We start from the raw sequence: 15,934 nt of genomic DNA on the forward strand, positions 1-15,934 counted from the left end.
GCCGTTGCCACTGTGCCCGGGTGCACAGGCCGGGCAGGCAGGGGACCTCTCCGGATGCGAGTGTCGGCCCGGGGACGCGCGATTTTTCACGGGGATGGGGCGGCACCTCCTAGAGTCGGGCCCGATGAGTGCCTCCGCCGACACCCGCGCCCCGCTCGCCGCCTTGTTGCCGAAGCCTGGCGAGCCCCCTCTCGATGCCGACGAGATCCTCAACCGCTTCGTGGGCTACGTGGCCACGAACGGCCTGAGCCTGTACTCCGCCCAGGAGGAGGCCATCCTGGAGCTCTTGAGCGACAAGCACCTGTTCCTCAAGACGCCCACGGGCTCCGGCAAGTCGCTGGTGGCCATGGCGCTCCACTTCAAGGCCATGGCCGAGGGCAAGGTGTCGTTCTACACGTGCCCCATCAAGGCGCTGGTGAACGAGAAGTTCTTCGCGCTCTCCAAGGCCTTTGGCCCGGAGAACGTGGGCATGCTGACGGGCGACGCGTCCATCAACCGCGAGGCGCCCATCCTCTGCTGCACGGCGGAGATTCTTTCGAACCTCGCGCTGCGTGATGCCTCCGCGCGCGTGGACGCGGTGGTGATGGACGAGTTCCACTACTACTCCGACAAGGAGCGCGGGGTGGCCTGGCAGATTCCGCTGCTGGCGCTGCCCAAGACGCAGTTCCTGCTGATGTCCGCCACGCTGGGCGACACGCACGTCATCGAGCAGAGCCTGGAGAAGCTCACCGGCCGCGAGGTGGCCACGGTGCGCAGCTCCGAGCGCCCCGTGCCGCTGGACTTCGACTACCGCGAGGTGCCGCTGCACGAGACCATCCAGGACCTCATCGCGCGCGGGAAGTACCCCGTGTACCTGGTGAACTTCACGCAGCGGGCCGCCGCCGAGCAGGCGCAGAACCTGATGTCCGTGGACTTCAACACCAAGGAAGAGAAGGAGGAGATCCGCCAGGCGCTGCTGGACGCCCCCTTCGACACGCCCTACGGCAAGGACTTCCAGCGCTTCCTGCGCCACGGCATCGGCATGCACCACGCGGGCCTGCTGCCCAAGTACCGCCTGCTGGTGGAGAAGCTGGCGCAGCAGGGCCTGCTCAAGGTCATCAGCGGCACGGACACCCTGGGCGTGGGCGTGAACATCCCCATCCGCACGGTGCTCTTCACGCAGCTGTTCAAGTTCAACGGCGAGAAGCTGACGACGCTGAGCGTGCGCGACTTCAAGCAGATCTCCGGCCGCGCGGGCCGCAAGGGCTTCGACACCGAGGGCAGCGTGGTGGCGCAGGCCCCGGAGTACATGGTCGAGAACATCCGCCAGGCGGCGAAGGAGGCCGCGGGCAAGAAGAAGACGCCCAAGGCGAAGCCGCCACAAAAGGGCTTCGTGCAGTACGACAAGAGCACCTTCGAGCGGCTCCAGAACGGGATGCCGGAGCCGCTGGAGTCGCGCTTCGACGTGAGCCACGGCCTGCTGCTCAACCTGCTCCAGAGCGACAAGACGGAAGGCAGCGGCGGCTACAAGCGGCTGGTGCAGCTGGTGATGCGCTCGCACAGCTCCGACTACACGAAGAAGAAGCTCCTGAAGGACGCGGCGATGTACTTCCGCACGCTGCGCGACGCGGGCATCGTCAAGGTGGTGCAGTGGGAGAAGCACTCGGCGACGGTGGAGGTGTCGGAGGACCTGCAGCGCGACTTCAGCCTCAACCACACGCTGTCGCTGTACCTGCATGAGACGCTGGAGCTGTTGGACCCCACGCTGGAGACGTACGCGCTGGACGTCGTCACGCTGGTGGAGTCCATCCTGGAGAACCCGGACGTGGTGCTGTACGCGCAGCTGCACCAGCTGAAGGGGGAGAAGATCCAGGAGATGAAGGCGCAGGGCGTGGAGTACGACGACCGCATGGAGGAGCTGGAGAAGCTGGAGTGGCCCAAGCCGAACCGCGAGTTCGTCTACGGCACCTTCAACGCCTTCGCGAAGAAGCACCCGTGGGTGGGCGAGGAGAACATCCGGCCCAAGTCCATTGTCCGGGACATGTTCGAGCGCTTCATGTCCTTCCACGACTACGTGCGTGAGTACGGCCTGCAGCGCAGCGAGGGTGTGCTGCTGCGCTACGTGGGTGACGTCTACAAGTCGCTGGTGCAGACGGTGCCGGAGAAGTTCCGCAACGAGGACCTGGACGACATCCTCGACCACCTTCGCGCGACGCTGCGTCAGGTGGACTCCAGCCTCCTGGACGAGTGGGAGCGGATGCGCAACCCGGAGGCCCCCGTCGAAGTGAAGCCGGTGGTGGACCTCAAGCCCAAGGAGCTCACGGAGGACCCCAAGGCCTTCGCCGCGCGCGTGCGCGAAGAGCTGCACCGTTTGTTGCGCGCGCTGGGCCAGCGCCGCTACCTGGACGCGCTGGGCATGCTGGACAACGCGCTGGGCGAGTGGACCGCGCCGAAGCTGGAGCTGGCCATGGCGCCGTACTTCGAGGAGCACAAGCTGGTGGTGCTCACGCCCCAGGCGCGCAAGCCGGCGAACACGCAGCTCAAGGAGGCGGGCACGCGCCAGTGGGAAGCCCAGCAGCGCATCATGGACCCGGAGGGCCATGGGGACTGGGTCATCGACTGTGAGATTGACCTGCGCGGCCGCCGCATGGACGACGGCCCCATCCTGATGCTGCGCCGCATTGGCGGGATGACCGCCTGGTCTTGACCGTCAGGTGTGGGGCGGCTTGGAGGCTCCAGAGCCTCCGGCCGCCTCGCGCACGGTGAGGGTGGCGACCTCCACCTCCGCCAGGATGCGGCGCGCGTGGTGGAGCAGGGCCTCGCCGGTGGGCAGCAGGCGCATGCCTTTGGGGACGCGCTCGAAGAGGGGCGTGCCCAGCTCATCCTCCAGGGCGAGGATGTGACGGCTGAGCGGCGGCTGGGTGATGTGCAGCCGGAGCGCGGCCCGGCCCACGTGGCCCTCTTCCGCCACCGCGACGAAGGACTGGAGGTGCGTGATGCTCACGCGCGGAAGGTTAGCGCGAGTCGTGCGCGCCGTGCACCCAGGCCGCGTCATGCCAGAACAGCATTGGACGCTCCGGACGGGCGGGTGCCACCTTGCCCGCCATGGGAATTCCTCTCTTCAAGGGCAGTGAAGTGGAGCGGTTGCGGCTCGCGGGCCGCGCGGCGGCGGGCACGTTGGCGCACGTGGGCTCCCGGCTCCAGCCGGGCGTGACGACGGCGGACATCGACGCGTGGGTTCGCGAGGACACGGCGCGGCGGGGAGGGACGCCCAGTCAGCTGGGCTACAAGGGCTTTCCCGCCACGGTGTGCACCAGCCGCAACCACGTGGTGTGCCATGGCATCCCGCGCACGGATGAAGTGCTGAAGCCCGGCGACATCGTCAACGTGGACGTGACGACGCACCTGGACGGCTTCCATGGCGACACGTCCGCCACGTTCATGATTGGCGAGGTCTCCGCGGACGCGAAGCACGTCGTGGACGTGGCTCGACGTTGCCGGGATGCGGGCGTGTCGGTGGTGCGGCACGGCGCGCGGCTGGGGGACATTGGCGCGGCGGTGATGGCGCTGGCGACGGCGGAGGGGTGCAGCATCGTGGAGGAGTTCGGAGGCCATGGCATCGGCAGGCAGATGCATGGGGAGCCGCATGTGCCTCATGTGGGCAAGGCGGGCACGGGCATCACGCTGCGCTCGGGGATGGTCATCACCATCGAGCCCATGGTGAACCTGGGTCGGCCGGACATCCGGATGATGCCGGACGGGTGGACGGTCGTGACCGCGGACGGCAGCCTGTCCGCCCAGTTCGAGCACACCGTGCTCGTCACCCGCGACGGCTGCGAAATCCTCACGCCCAACGAGCTGTCCCTGCTCATCCCCGTGAGCCATCCAGAAAACTGATGCCTTATCGCTTCTGACATCTGGTGTCCGGAGGCCGCCCGGCGCATCTCCTGGCGCATGGAAACGCCTCCACCGCTTCCCGTTGTCCATCCCCGGACCTGGACGGCCGGACATGTCCTGGTGCCGCTGTGCGCGGCGCTCTGCCTGCTGCCTTCTGTCTCCACCGGCGTGGCCCTGCTCGCGGGGCTGTGCGTGGCCCTGACCGTGGGCAATCCCTTCGCCGGGACGACGCGGGCCCTGACGCCCCGGCTGTTGTCCCTGGCGGTGGTGGGGCTGGGCGCGGGCATGGACCTGCGCACGGTGCTCGCGGCGGGGCGTGAGGGGCTGGGCTACACGGTGGTGGGCATCGCGGTGTGCCTGACGCTGGGGGTGGGGCTCGCCCGGCTGCTCGGTGTTCCCCGCGTGACGGGGCTGCTCATCAGCGTGGGCACGGCCATCTGCGGCGGGAGCGCCATCGCGGCGGTGGTGCCGGTGCTGCGGCCCCAGGAGCATGAGACGTCCGTGGCCCTGGGCACGGTGTTCCTGCTCAACGCGGTGGCGCTGTTCGTCTTCCCCGTCGTGGGCCATGCGGTGGGGCTGACGCCGCATCAGTTCGGCTTGTGGTGCGCGATGGCCATCCACGACACCAGCTCCGTGGTGGGTGCGGCGCTGCGCTACGGACCCGAGGCCCTGGCGGTGGCCACGCCCGTGAAGCTGGCGCGCGCCTTGTGGATCCTCCCGCTGACGGTGGGCCTGGCCGCGTGGCGCCGGCGCGAGGGCCACGCGGTGACGGGCCGGGTCCGTAGGCCGTGGTTCATCGCCGGGTTCCTCGGCGCGGCGGCGGTCGTGACGGTGTTCCCCGGGCTCGCGCCGGTGGGGCAGGGAGTGGCGGCCGTGGCCCGGCAACTGCTCGTCGTGACGCTGTTCCTGTTGGGAGCGGGGCTGACGCGCGAGACGCTGCGGGCGGTGGGCCTTCGTCCGCTCGCGCAGGCGGTGACGCTGTGGCTGCTCATGGCGGGCCTGTGCCTGGGCGCGCTGCGGCTGGGCTGGGCTGCATGAGCCGCGGGCTCAGGGCAACCGCACTGGGGGCGTGGCGGGCATGGCGCGGCGGCGTGAGCCTCGGCCTCAGGGCAGCAGCACCGGGGGCGTGGCGCGGGCATGGCGCGGCGGCGTGAGCCTCGGCCTCAGGGCAGCAGCACCGGGGGCGTGGCGCGGGCATGGCGCAGGAAGCGGCCCGCGGCTCCGGACGGATCATCCACGGGCAGGGCCCAGGAGAACGCTCGCGGGATGCGCAGCCCTGGCACGGGTAACACCTGGAAGCGGCCCAGGGACAGCTCGCCGTCGATGCTCCAGCGGGACAACAGCGCCACGCCCAGACCCAGGGACACGGCCCGTTTGATCGCCTCGGTGCTGCCCAACTGGAGGTCCCCGCGTCGGGGCCCCTTGCGCACGCCTGCCTTGCGCAGGGCCCGGTCCAGCACGGCGCGTGTGCCGGAGCCCTGCTCGCGCCACAGCAGCGGCACCTCCCGCAGTGCTTCCATGGTGCGGATCCGCGACCACTCCGCCGGCCCCTGTGACGAGACCACCGGCACCAGCTCGTCATCCAGGTAGCGCTCCAGCCGGATACCGGGCGCCCGCGCGTGGCCCTCCACCAGCCCGAGCGGCACCCGGCCCTCCGACAACCACGTCAGCACCTCGCGCGTATTGCCCACTTCCAGACGAACCTGGAGCTCACGGTGCGTGCGCAGGAACGACGCCAGCAGACCGGGCACGATGGCATTGGCCACGGTGGTGCTCGCCGCCAGCGCCAGCTCTCCGGTGAGGGTCTCCTCGGCCGCGATGGCGAGCGCCGCCTCGTCCAGCAGGCCATGGATGCGCTGGGCGTAGTCGAAGAGCACACGCCCCGCCGCGTTCAGCCGCACCCCGCGTGCCGTGCGTACGAGGAGCGGTTGGCCGCAGTCCGCCTCCAGTTGCCGGACCTGCGCGGTGACGGCGGGCTGTGACAGGTGGAGCAGGCGGGAGGCGGCGGAGATCTGCCCCGTCGAGGCGACGACGCGGAAGGTTTCGAGCCGGCGGGGGTCGACGAACAAGGGCGTCATCCTAGACGAGGCGCGAGGGGAGGGGCGCCTTCATCGCTGGGTGTTGAGAAGGGGGCGCTTGCGTCCGCCTGCCCGGCAGGGCGCACGGTGGTTCTCGTTGGAAGCGTCAGGGCCTTTGATAGGTTGCCGCCCCATGAAGAAGATCCTGGTCGCGCTCCTCGTGCTCATCGTCCTGGCGGTCGCGGGTGCAGGCGGCGTGTTCATGCACTTCCAGAACGCCACCACCGCTCCGCACGCAGCCGCGGATCCGGCTCCCAAGGAGTTCGTGGTGAAGAAGGGCGCGTCCGCGCGCTCGCTGGGCCAGCAGCTCCAGTCCCAGGGCTTCCTGGAGAATCCCGCCGTGTGGCGCTTCCACCTGTGGCGCCGGGGCAGCCTCAACGTGAAGGCGGGCCGCTTCATGCTCAACCCCACGGCGTCCGTGGCGGAGCTGGCCAACGCCCTGGAGGGCCAGCCGCTTCCGGAGGACGTGCCCTTCGCGATGATCGAAGGCTGGCGCCTGCGCGACACCGACCAGGTGCTCGCCGCCCAGGGACTCATCAAGCCGGGCGAGTACATCGCCGCGGCCAGCCGCACGAGCAGCTTCGCCGCGCCGTTCCCGCTGCCCGTGCGCAGCCTGGAGGGCTACCTCTACCCGGAGACGTACGGGATCATCGCGGACAACTTCAAGGTGGAGGCGTTCATCCAGCGGCAGATCGACACCTTCCGCGCCCGCTTCTACGACGAGCACAAGGACGAGATCGCCAAGAGCGGCCGGTCACTGCACGACATCGTCGTGATGGCCTCCATGCTGGAGCGCGAGGAGCCGGTGCCCTCCCAGCGCGCGCTCGTCGCGGGCATCCTCTGGAAGCGCGTGGACAAGGGCTTCCCACTGGGCGTGGACGCCACCAGCCGCTACGAACTGGCGGAGTGGAACGACCGCAAGGCGTTCCTCAAGCGGCTGCGGGACAACTCGGATCCGTGGAACTCGCGCACCCGCGCGGGCCTGCCGCCGGGCCCCATTGGCGCGCCCACGGTGGACTCGCTGCTCGCCGCGCTGCGGCCGGTGAAGAGCGACTTCTGGTACTACCTGCATGACGCGCAGAAGGTCCTGCACCCGTCGCGCAACGCGCAGGAGCACGAAGCGCTTCGAGCCAAGTACAACGTGTACTGAGGCACCTCGATGGCGTCCCCCCTCCTGGACCCGAGCCGCGTCTCCACTCCTCCCGCCGGTGCCGAGGTCGCCCTGCGCGAGGAGGTGGCCCAACTGCGCCAGGAAGCCGAGCGGCTCCGCCGGCTGCTGGAGACCGCGGCGCAGGTCACCTGGTCGACGAACCCCGCCAGGGATGCGCTGGCGCCCATCTCTCCGTCATGGACGACCTTCACCGGCCAGACGGAGGAGCAGATGCGCAACCAGGGATGGCTCCTCGCCCTGCACCCGGATGACCGGGCCGGGGCCCTGGCGGCGTGGGAGCGGGCCAGGGAGGGGACGCAGCCCTTCGCCACTCGCTACCGGCTGCGCCGCGTGGACGGGGCTTACGTGTGGATGCTCGCGCGGAGCATTCCCGTGCTGGGGCCGGATGGCTCCGTGCACGAATGGGTGGGCACCTGCATCGACATCCAGGCTCAGGTCCTGGGTGAGGAGCGCGCCGCGTTCCTCGCGCGGGCCAGCGAGTTGTTCGCGTCGTCGCTGGATGCCTCCGCCACGCAGGAATCGCTGGCGTCGCTGGCGAACCTGTCGGTGTCGGCGCTCGCGGACTGGTGCATCGTGGACGTGCTGCGCGCGGACGGCCACTTCGAGCGCGTCCAGGTGGTGTCGGCGGATCCCTCCCAGGCGCCGCTCGCGGCCACCGTGCAGCGGCTGACGCCGGTGCCTCGGGAGCGGCCCGTCTATCCTCCCGCGGTGGCGCTGGCGACCGGCCGGTCCACACTTGCGACGGAGGTCACGGACGCGGTGATGCAGTCCGTGGCGCAGGACGCGGATCATCTGGAGACGATGCGGCGGGTGGGCATCCGTTCGCTGCTCACCGTGCCAATCATGGCCCGGGGCCACATCCTGGGCGCGCTGTCCTTCCTGGTCACCACCTCCAGCCGCCGGTATGGCGACGAGGACCTGCGGTTCGCCCAGGAGCTGGCGAACCTGGCCGGGCTCGCGGTGGACAACGCGCGGCTGCTCCAGGGCGCACGCGAGGCCATCCGCCTGCGCGACGAGTTCCTCTCTGTCGCGAGCCACGAGCTGAAGACGCCGCTGACGCCGCTGAGCCTGAAGCTCCAGGCGCTGTCGCGCGCGGTGAAGTCGCATCCGGACTCGCCGCTCGTGCCGATCATCGAAGCCCACGTGGAGACGGGGCACCGCCAGGTCCGCCGGCTCACGGAGCTGATGAATGACCTGCTGGACGTGTCGCGCATCAGCGCCGGCACCTTCCGCCTGCAGCGCGAGGAGGTGGACGTCGCGGAGGTGGTGCGCGAGGTGGCCGCGACGTTCGCGCCCAGGTTCGTCCTGGAGCACTGCGAGTTCCAGGTGGAAGCCCCGGAGTCGGTGCGCGGCTGCTTCGACCGGGTGCGGCTGGCGCAGGTGTTGGATCACCTGCTGGACAACGCCCTCAAGTACGGCCCCGGTACACCGGTGTCCGTGCGGCTCGTGGCGGATGGGCCCGTGGCGCGGCTCACGGTGCGCGACGGGGGTATCGGCATCTCGCCGGAGCAGCGGCCCCGCCTCTTCGAGCGCTACTGCCGCGCGGTGTCCGAGCGCCACTATGGCGGGCTGGGTTTGGGGCTCTACCTCACCCGCACCATCGTGGAGGCCGAGGGCGGGCGCGTGTCCCTGGACAGCCGCCTGGGCGAGGGCGCGACGTTCATGGTGGAGCTTCCGCTCACGCGCTCCTGAGCCGCTACGGCGCGCCCGTGCCGGGCGACTGGGGTGATGTCTGGAACATGCCCGCGAGGATGCGCTCGGCCGCGTCCGCGAGCAGATCCCTGGCCATGCGCGTCTCCTCGCCGAAGATGCCGCGTGACGTGTTCGCGTCCAGCACGTGCGTGGCGAGCAGCGCGAACGCCGCGGGCTCGTCGAACGTCGCCTCCGAGGTGAGCACGCGCTTGCCGGGCTGTTGATCCTCTTCGTGGAAGCGCCCCTCCCACGTGTCGCCCAGGGTGATGGAGAAGTACTGCGCGGCCACGTTGCCGGGCCGCGACATGTGCGAGGCGGCCACCACGGCGCGCAGCTGACCGCGCTCCTCGGCGGTCATCTGTCGTTTCCACGCCTCGACCGAGGCATGCATGGTGTCGATCTGATCCCTCGCCGCGTCCTCGGCGTTCTTCAGGAGGTCTGGCACCCGGGCGTGGATGAACGCGGAGAGCTCCGCCTGCGTCACCCGGTTCGCCGCCAGCACGCCGTCCACGAGCGCGAGCGACGCGTCGAGCAGGCGGTGCTGCCGCGCCAGGGCTTCGGCCGGAAGTCCCCGGCCGTCCAGGCTCATGCGCGAGGCGGTGATGAGCCGCCGCATCGTGGTGAGCCGCGTGCGCGTCTCTTCATCGAGCGCGTCCTTGCTGGCGAGCAGGACGTGGAGCGCGAGGGGCACGTGGGTGACGGCCTTGGACACGTGGTAGCGGCGCGTGCGCGCGGGCGCCTCGAAGCGCTGGCCGCGCATGCGCAGGAGGAGCACGTCGTCGATCTGCGCGATGACGGGCCCCATGCGGGACAGCACGGCCTCACGGCGCGCGGCGTACGCGTCGCGGAACGCCTGGTTGAGCACGGAGAGCGGATCCGCGGGCTCCAGCGCCACGGTTCGCGCGACTTCGGAGGGCGGCTCGGGAGGAGGGGAAGGGGAGGCGGGACCGCCCACGGGGCACTCGGCCATGCGGGCACCGTAGCGCCCCCCGCGCGACCGTCATCCATGGCCGCGCGCCGGGTGTCCGGATTCCTTCAACCCGAAAGCGAAAGGCCGGCCCCGCATCGACGCGGGACCGGCCCTCCTTCACTGCTCAGCGGTGACGACGGTCAGAGGACTACTCGACCGGGCGCACCTGGACCTGCATCACGGTCTGGGCCGGGTTCGTCGACAGCACCTCGATGATGGTGCCAGTCTTCGGAACCTTCACGCCGCCGTACGGCTGCGTGGCGTACCAGAACTCGTTCGTGTCGTTGAACACCGGCACCGCGGGCTGCGAGGCGTACTCGCTGCGCGGGAAGCCGTTGGGCTTGAGCGACAGCGGGAAGCTGGGCTCCAGGCCGAACGTCGCGTCGTGCGTCTGCACGCGGCCGGACCAGTAGCGGCCGTCGCTGCGCTGCAGGGGCTGCGGGCGCGAGTCGATGGGCAGGATGCGGCCCGAACCCGGGTGCTGAGACACGTTGTTGTTCGACTGCGACGTGTCCCAGTAGGTGATCAGCAGGCCGGGGTTGTACGAGTAGCGCTCCGCCCAATCCACCAGGCCATCCGAGCTGAAGCCGAAGTTGTAGGGACCCGTGGCCAGACCCTCGTCGTAGCCGCGGAACTGGCGCCACTCGGCCAGGTAGTAGTTGTCGTAGAGGGTGTTGGTGCCGTCCGTCACGAAGAACGTCGACTTGTCCCACCACTTGTGGCCCCACTCACCGTCGTCACCAAAGAGGTAGGTGTTCTTCGCCCACAGCTGCACGGCGTCCACCAGGAAGCCCTTGTTGAACTCAGCTCCGTCCGTCTTGTAGCGGAGCTTCAGGGTGACGGTCTTGCCCGCGTAGGCGGACAGGTCGAACTCCAGGGGAATCCAACCAGCGGACGTGCCGGTGATGCCGTTGCCCAGGTTGTTGCCCCACGGGTTCGTGGTGCGGCTCACGGGGCTGGCCAGGTTGGTGAACGGGCCACCGTCCACGGAGAGGGCGACGTAGGCGTAGTCCCAGTCCTCCTCGATGTCGAACCAGGTCTGGAAGGAGAAGGTGATGGGCTTCTTGTTCGGCAGCTTCACCGTCTTCTCGAGCACGCGGTCCAGGTTGTTGCCCTGGCCGCCCTGCCACATGCCCTGGCCCTCGAACGGGGCGGTGGTGGGCTGCACCACGGGCTTGCCGGGCAGCTTCACCACGAGCGCCTGCTTCGCGTTCTGGGACGTGACCTCCGCGGGGCCCAGGTTGTGGTACGAGTACAGGCCCGCATCCGTGGTGGCGTAGTCCAGCCAGCCCAGCTGCAGCTTGTCCCAGGCGAAGAAGTCACCCGGACGGCTGCCAATGTCCTTGGTGCCGTCGTTCAGGTACGAGCCGGACGACATGATGGTCCAGAAGCCCGTCCCGTTGTCCGCCGCGTTCGTCGTGTCGTAGTGGTCCGGCAGGCCCAGGTCGTGGCCGTACTCGTGCGCGAACACACCCAGACCACCGTTCTCCGGCTGGATGGTGTAGTCGCCCACCCACTTGTCGATGCCCGTCCCGAAGCGCGTGCCGCCGTTCTGGTTGTACGCGGGGCCGATGCCATCCGCGCTCGTGCCGTTGCTGTACGCGAACCAGCGGTGGCTCCACACGGCGTTGGGGCCCTGCGCGCCGCCGCCGACTTCCTCACCCATGCCGGCGTGGACGATCTGGAAGTGGTCGATGTAGCCGTCCGGCTCGTCGAAGTTGCCGTCGCCGTCGTAGTCGTACCGGTCCCACGTGTCGAACGTGTCCAGGTACGCCTTGATCTCCGCGGGCGTCTTGCCAGCGGCCAGCTGGGCGTTGGTCCACGCCTTGATGGCGTCGCTGACGAGCGGCCAGATGGAGTTGGAGCAGCTGGAGCTGCCGCAAAGGTTGTTGCCGTAGCGGGCGGCGTTGTACGGCACCTTCACCCACTCGGACACCGTGCCGGACACGGTGTAGCGGCCGGAGGACGCGGCCTTGTAGAAGTTCGCCACCGAGTCCGCGCCGGGCGTGGTGTCGAAGTAGAGCTTTTCGAAGTGCTCGCGGTTGTAGTCCGGCTGCCAGATGGTGGTGTTGTCCACCGTGCGGTCCGGGCCCGGAATCGCGTTGTGCAGCGGGCCGGGGATGTTGCCGCCCGGGTTGGTGGCGGGGTTGCCGAACACCGGGTGGATCTGCGTGCCGTACTCCACCAGGATGACGAAGATGCGGTCCGTGCGCTGCAGCTCCAGCTCCACGAACTTGCCGTTGGCCAGCTTCTGCACGCGGCCCGGCTGACCACGACCCTCCAGACGCATCTGCAGCGCCTGCGCCTTCAGCTCCTTCTGCTGCTCACCCAGACGGTGGGGCAGGTCGTCCGTGATGTCCTGGACAACCGCCTGGCGCAGCTTGGTGGACGGCGCGGCGATGTCGGGTTGCGGCTTCTCGTACCACGCGCGCTCCGCGTACGCCGTCGGCGCCGCGAGCGTCAGCAGGCCCAGGGCCAGCCAAGATGGGTTTTTCCGCATTACCACTCCTTTGGGTCAGGTCAGACATCCCGGCGGGGTCCGGGAGTGCCCACTTTCTAGTGGAAGCCGCGACTCTTTGGGAAGACCGGGAGGTTGAATTTTTCCTGCAAGGACGGAGTGGGTCATCCGTCGGCTGGCGGTCGAAAATTCGAGAATGGGTAGGGGCGGTGGGGGGCCAAAGGACTACGGTTCTGGTCCGTTATGGCGCGTTCACGTCCCGTGGATCCCCCGCTGCGGCGGGATGTCCGGCTCTTGGGCCGGTTGTTGGGTGAGGTGTTGGTGGAACAGGAGGGGCAGGCCCTGTTCGACAAGGAGGAGGAGGTCCGCCACCTGGCCATCCAGCGGCGGCGGGGCCCGGTGGCCGGACGACGCGCCGCGGCGGCGGAGCTGGCGGCGGTGTTGCGGCGGCTGCCGTCGGATCAGGTGGAGCCGGTGCTGCGCGCCTTCTCCGTCTACTTCCAGCTGGTGAATCTGGCGGAGCAGCACCACCGCATCCGCCGCGCGCGGGCCCACGCGAGCCCCACCTCCACCCGGCCCCAGAAGGGGTCGCTGGAGTCGACGCTGCTGGCGCTGAAGGCCGCGGGCGTCAGCGCCGACAAGGTGCGTGAAACGTTGGGGACGCTGAAGGTGACGCTGACGTTCACCGCGCACCCGACCCAGGCGGTGCGCCGCACGCTCTTGGAGAAGCTCTACCGGCTGGCGCAGCTGTTGGAGGAGCGCGACCGGTGCACGCTCACCCCGCGCGAGTCCGCCGCGAACCTCACCGCCATGCGCGAGGAGATCACGGCGCTGTGGCAGACGGACGAGCTGCGCCGCGAGCGCCCCACCGTGGGCGACGAGGTGAAGAACGTCCACTGGTACGTGGAGGAGATGCTGTCGGAGCCGGTGGCCCGGCTGCCGGAGGCGCTGGACTGGGCCTTCGAGCGCGCCTACGGCGAGCCCCTGGGCGCGCTGGACACGCCCGTGCGCGTGCACTCGTGGGTGGGCGGCGACATGGACGGCAACCCGCTGGTGACGCCGGAGGTGTTCGCGGACACGCTGCGCGCGCACCGCGCCCGGGGCCTGCGGTTGCTCCTGCGAGACGTGGAGCTGCTGGGCGGGATGCTGTCCCAGTCGGAGCGTCACGCGCGCCCCACGCAGGAGTTGGAGCGCTCGCTGGAGGAGGACGCCAAGGCGCTGCCGGACGTGGCGAAGCAGCAGGGCCCGCGCACGCTGGGCGAGCCGTGGCGCCGCAAGCTGCGCTTCATGGAGGAGCGGCTTTCATTGGCGCTGGAGCACGTGCTGGCGCGGCGGCAGGGGCGGGAGTCCACGCTGCCGGCCGAGGCCTACCGTTCGCCGGAGGCGCTGGGGGATGACCTGGCGGTGCTGGAGCGGTCGCTCTTCGCGGCGCGCGCGGAGCACGCGGGCCTGCGCGAGGTGCGCCGCATGTCCGAGCGCGTCCGCGCGCTGGGCCTGGGCCTGGGGGAGTTGGAGGTGCGCGCCCCCGCGGAGGACGCGGTGAGCGCGGCGGCGTCCTTCAACGGCGGGCCGGCCCCTACCGAAGGCGGCAAGCGGCTGCTGGAGGTGCTGGCGAAGCTGCGCGAGGGCCAGGACGAGGGCGGCGAGTCCGTGTGCCGCACGCTCATCCTCTCCATGGCCTCCACCGCGGACGACGTGCTGGCGGCCTTCCAGTGCCTGAAGCACGCGGGGCTCTGGGACCCGAAGCTCCAGTGCGCCACCGTGGACGTGGCGCCGCTCTTCGAGCAGTTGGGCGCGCTGGACGGCGGCCCGGACGTGCTGCGCCAGCTCTTCGCGCATCCGGAGTACCGCCAGCACCTGAAGGGCCGTGGGGTGCAGGAGGTGATGGTGGGCTACAGCGACTCCGGCAAGGAGGTGGGCCTGCTCGCCGCGAGCGCCGCGCTGTACCGCGCCCAGGTGGCGCTCACGCAGGTGGCGGACGAGAACGACGTGCCCCTGCGCCTGTTCCACGGCCGAGGGGAGACGGTGGCGCGAGGCGGCGGCCCCGCCCAGACGGCCATCCTCGCGTTGCCGCCGGGCACGGTGGCCGGCGCCTACAAGGCCACCGAACAGGGCGAGGCGATGGACCACAAGTACGCGCGCCCGGAGCTCACCCAGCGCACGCTGGAGCTGGTGGTGGGCGGCGTGCTGCTGCACACGCTGGACGCGCAGCCGCGCCCGTCCCCGGAGGATGAGTCCGCCTTCCGCGCCGCCTTCGACGCGCTGGCGGAGTCCGGCCGCAAGGCGTACCGCGGGCTCGTCTGGGAGGACCCGGGCTTCGTGGAGTTCTTCATGAAGGGCACGCCGGTGGATGAGATTTCCGCGCTGCCCATCGGCTCGCGCCCCAGCAAGCGCAAGGCGGGCGGGCTGGACACGCTGCGCGCCATCCCCTGGAGCTTCGCGTGGACGCAGACGCGCGCCATCCTCCCGGCCTGGTACGGCGTGGGCAGCGCGCTGGAGGAATACGCGGCCACGCCGGAGGGCGCGGCGCTCCTGCAGCGCATGTACAAGGAATGGCCCTTCTTCCGCACGGTCATCGACAACGTGACCATGGTGCTGGCCAAGACGGACATGGCCATCGCGGCGCGGTACGCGAAGCTGGCGCCCGCGTCCACGCGGCCCCTGTGGCTGCGCATCCAGCAGGAGCACTCCCGCACGCGCCGCGCGGTGAAGTCGCTCACGGGCGAGGCGAAGCTGCTGGACAACAACCCGCAGCTGCAGCGGAGCATCGCGCTGCGCAACCCCTACGTGGACCCCATGTCCTTCCTCCAGGTGGAGCTGCTCAAGCGCAAGCGGGACGGGGACGCGGAGTGCGACCGGCCGCTCCTCCTGGCGCTCAACGGCATCGCTGCGGGCATGCGGAACACCGGTTAGAGAAGAGACCATGGCCCAGGACACTTTCGTCGTGGAGGAGATCAACCCCAAGCACGGCTTCGCGCGCGTGCGCCCGGAAGAGGGGACGGGGTTGCTGCACACCGCCCTCTATCCGGATCCGGAGTTCACCCAGGCTCCGCCCTTCCAGCTGCGCAAGGGGGACCGGGTGACGGGCCTTCGCCGGGGAGAGACGGTGTCGGAGGTGTCCTGGCTCACGCGCGTGGAGCCGCCCTGGGAGGAGGTGGAGCGCGTGGCGGAGCTGCTCGCGCTGCTGGAGCGCTGGGAGATCCGCATCCCCCACGAGGCCCGCGTCCTGGCCGAGCACGCCTGGCGCGACAGCAAGGACAACCCGCTGCGCGACGAGCTCCAGGCGCAGCTGCCCACCTTCTTCGACCTGGAGGGCGCCCACCCCTTCGAGGACCCGACGCTGCTGGAGCGCCTGTCCGCCGCCATGCAGCCGTACCTGCCGGGGTTCGTCATCCAGCCGGTGCAGGGCCAGCCCGCGGTGCGCGTGGAGCCCGGAGCCGTGGAGGTCCAGGCCGGCGTGGGGAGCTGGGACGTGCCCCAGCCCACCTTCGTCCCGATGATCGCGGAGGTGAACGCGCGGCTCGCCGCCGCCGGAGCCCCCGTGCGCTGGGTGCCCACACGCGAGGACTGGATGCTCGCGCCGCCCGCGCTGGCCGCGCTCCTCCAGAAGCACGGCCTGCTCGAAGCCACCGCGCCCCCCGCTTGAGGGAGGGGGCTCCCGCCGCGCTGTGTCACAGGGCGGTGTGAGG

At 70.2% G+C, this 15,934-nt stretch carries 11 protein-coding genes; 7 read left to right on the forward strand and 4 right to left on the reverse strand.

The genetic code is table 11. From position 1 onward, the window contains the following. Positions 1–124 precede the first annotated feature (124 nt). On the forward strand, positions 125–2,686 hold the full coding sequence (locus GTZ93_RS08705) for a DEAD/DEAH box helicase (protein WP_139921170.1): 2,562 nt from the start codon (positions 125–127) through the stop codon (positions 2,684–2,686). Positions 2,687–2,689: 3 nt separating this feature from the next. On the opposite strand, the gene GTZ93_RS08710 is transcribed toward GTZ93_RS08705, so the two are convergent. Continuing rightward, positions 2,690–2,983, reverse strand: coding sequence for a LysR family transcriptional regulator (locus GTZ93_RS08710; protein WP_120599136.1), 294 nt, complete (start codon positions 2,981–2,983; stop codon positions 2,690–2,692). A gap of 101 nt (positions 2,984–3,084) precedes the next feature. Between GTZ93_RS08710 and map the strand changes: the two genes are divergently transcribed. Together map and GTZ93_RS08720 are read left to right on the forward strand one after the other, a co-directional pair. Then, positions 3,085–3,876: a type I methionyl aminopeptidase gene (gene map / locus GTZ93_RS08715; RefSeq protein WP_139921172.1), complete on the forward strand. Its 792-nt coding sequence runs from the start codon at positions 3,085–3,087 to the stop codon at positions 3,874–3,876. Positions 3,877–3,996: 120 nt separating this feature from the next. Beyond that, positions 3,997–4,914 (forward strand): YeiH family protein, encoded by a 918-nt coding sequence (locus GTZ93_RS08720; RefSeq protein ID WP_161662732.1) that lies wholly within the window; start codon positions 3,997–3,999, stop codon positions 4,912–4,914. 125 nt (positions 4,915–5,039) lie between these two features. Here GTZ93_RS08720 and GTZ93_RS08725 read toward each other — a convergent pair whose 3' ends face one another. After that, positions 5,040–5,954 (reverse strand): LysR family transcriptional regulator, encoded by a 915-nt coding sequence (locus GTZ93_RS08725; protein ID WP_120578398.1) that lies wholly within the window; start codon positions 5,952–5,954, stop codon positions 5,040–5,042. A gap of 133 nt (positions 5,955–6,087) precedes the next feature. Here GTZ93_RS08725 and mltG point away from each other — a divergent pair, with 133 nt between their 5' ends. After that, positions 6,088–7,104: an endolytic transglycosylase MltG gene (gene mltG / locus GTZ93_RS08730; protein WP_139917045.1), complete on the forward strand. Its 1,017-nt coding sequence runs from the start codon at positions 6,088–6,090 to the stop codon at positions 7,102–7,104. Positions 7,105–7,113: 9 nt separating this feature from the next. Beyond that, a complete protein-coding gene (locus GTZ93_RS08735; RefSeq protein WP_139917047.1) occupies positions 7,114–8,817 on the forward strand; it encodes a sensor histidine kinase in 1,704 nt (567 codons plus the stop codon). A gap of 4 nt (positions 8,818–8,821) precedes the next feature. Here the strand turns inward: GTZ93_RS08735 and GTZ93_RS08740 are convergent, their stop codons facing one another. Together GTZ93_RS08740 and GTZ93_RS08745 are read right to left on the reverse strand one after the other, a co-directional pair. Continuing rightward, complete coding sequence (locus tag GTZ93_RS08740; RefSeq protein ID WP_180946039.1) at positions 8,822–9,787, reverse strand: hypothetical protein; 966 nt, start codon at positions 9,785–9,787, stop codon at positions 8,822–8,824. A 148-nt stretch (positions 9,788–9,935) separates the two neighbouring features. Beyond that, positions 9,936–12,287, reverse strand: a complete 2,352-nt coding sequence (locus GTZ93_RS08745; protein ID WP_139917049.1) for an immune inhibitor A domain-containing protein — start codon at positions 12,285–12,287, stop codon at positions 9,936–9,938. Between the two features lie 201 nt (positions 12,288–12,488). On the opposite strand from GTZ93_RS08745, the gene GTZ93_RS08750 reads away from it, so the two are divergent. Next, positions 12,489–15,158: a phosphoenolpyruvate carboxylase gene (locus GTZ93_RS08750; protein ID WP_139917051.1), complete on the forward strand. Its 2,670-nt coding sequence runs from the start codon at positions 12,489–12,491 to the stop codon at positions 15,156–15,158. 10 nt (positions 15,159–15,168) lie between these two features. Continuing rightward, on the forward strand, positions 15,169–15,891 hold the full coding sequence (locus GTZ93_RS08755) for a hypothetical protein (RefSeq protein WP_120580241.1): 723 nt from the start codon (positions 15,169–15,171) through the stop codon (positions 15,889–15,891). Positions 15,892–15,934 lie beyond the last annotated feature (43 nt).

It is taken from the genome of Corallococcus exiguus (genome assembly GCF_009909105.1).
GTDB classification, from domain to species: domain Bacteria; phylum Myxococcota; class Myxococcia; order Myxococcales; family Myxococcaceae; genus Corallococcus; species Corallococcus exiguus.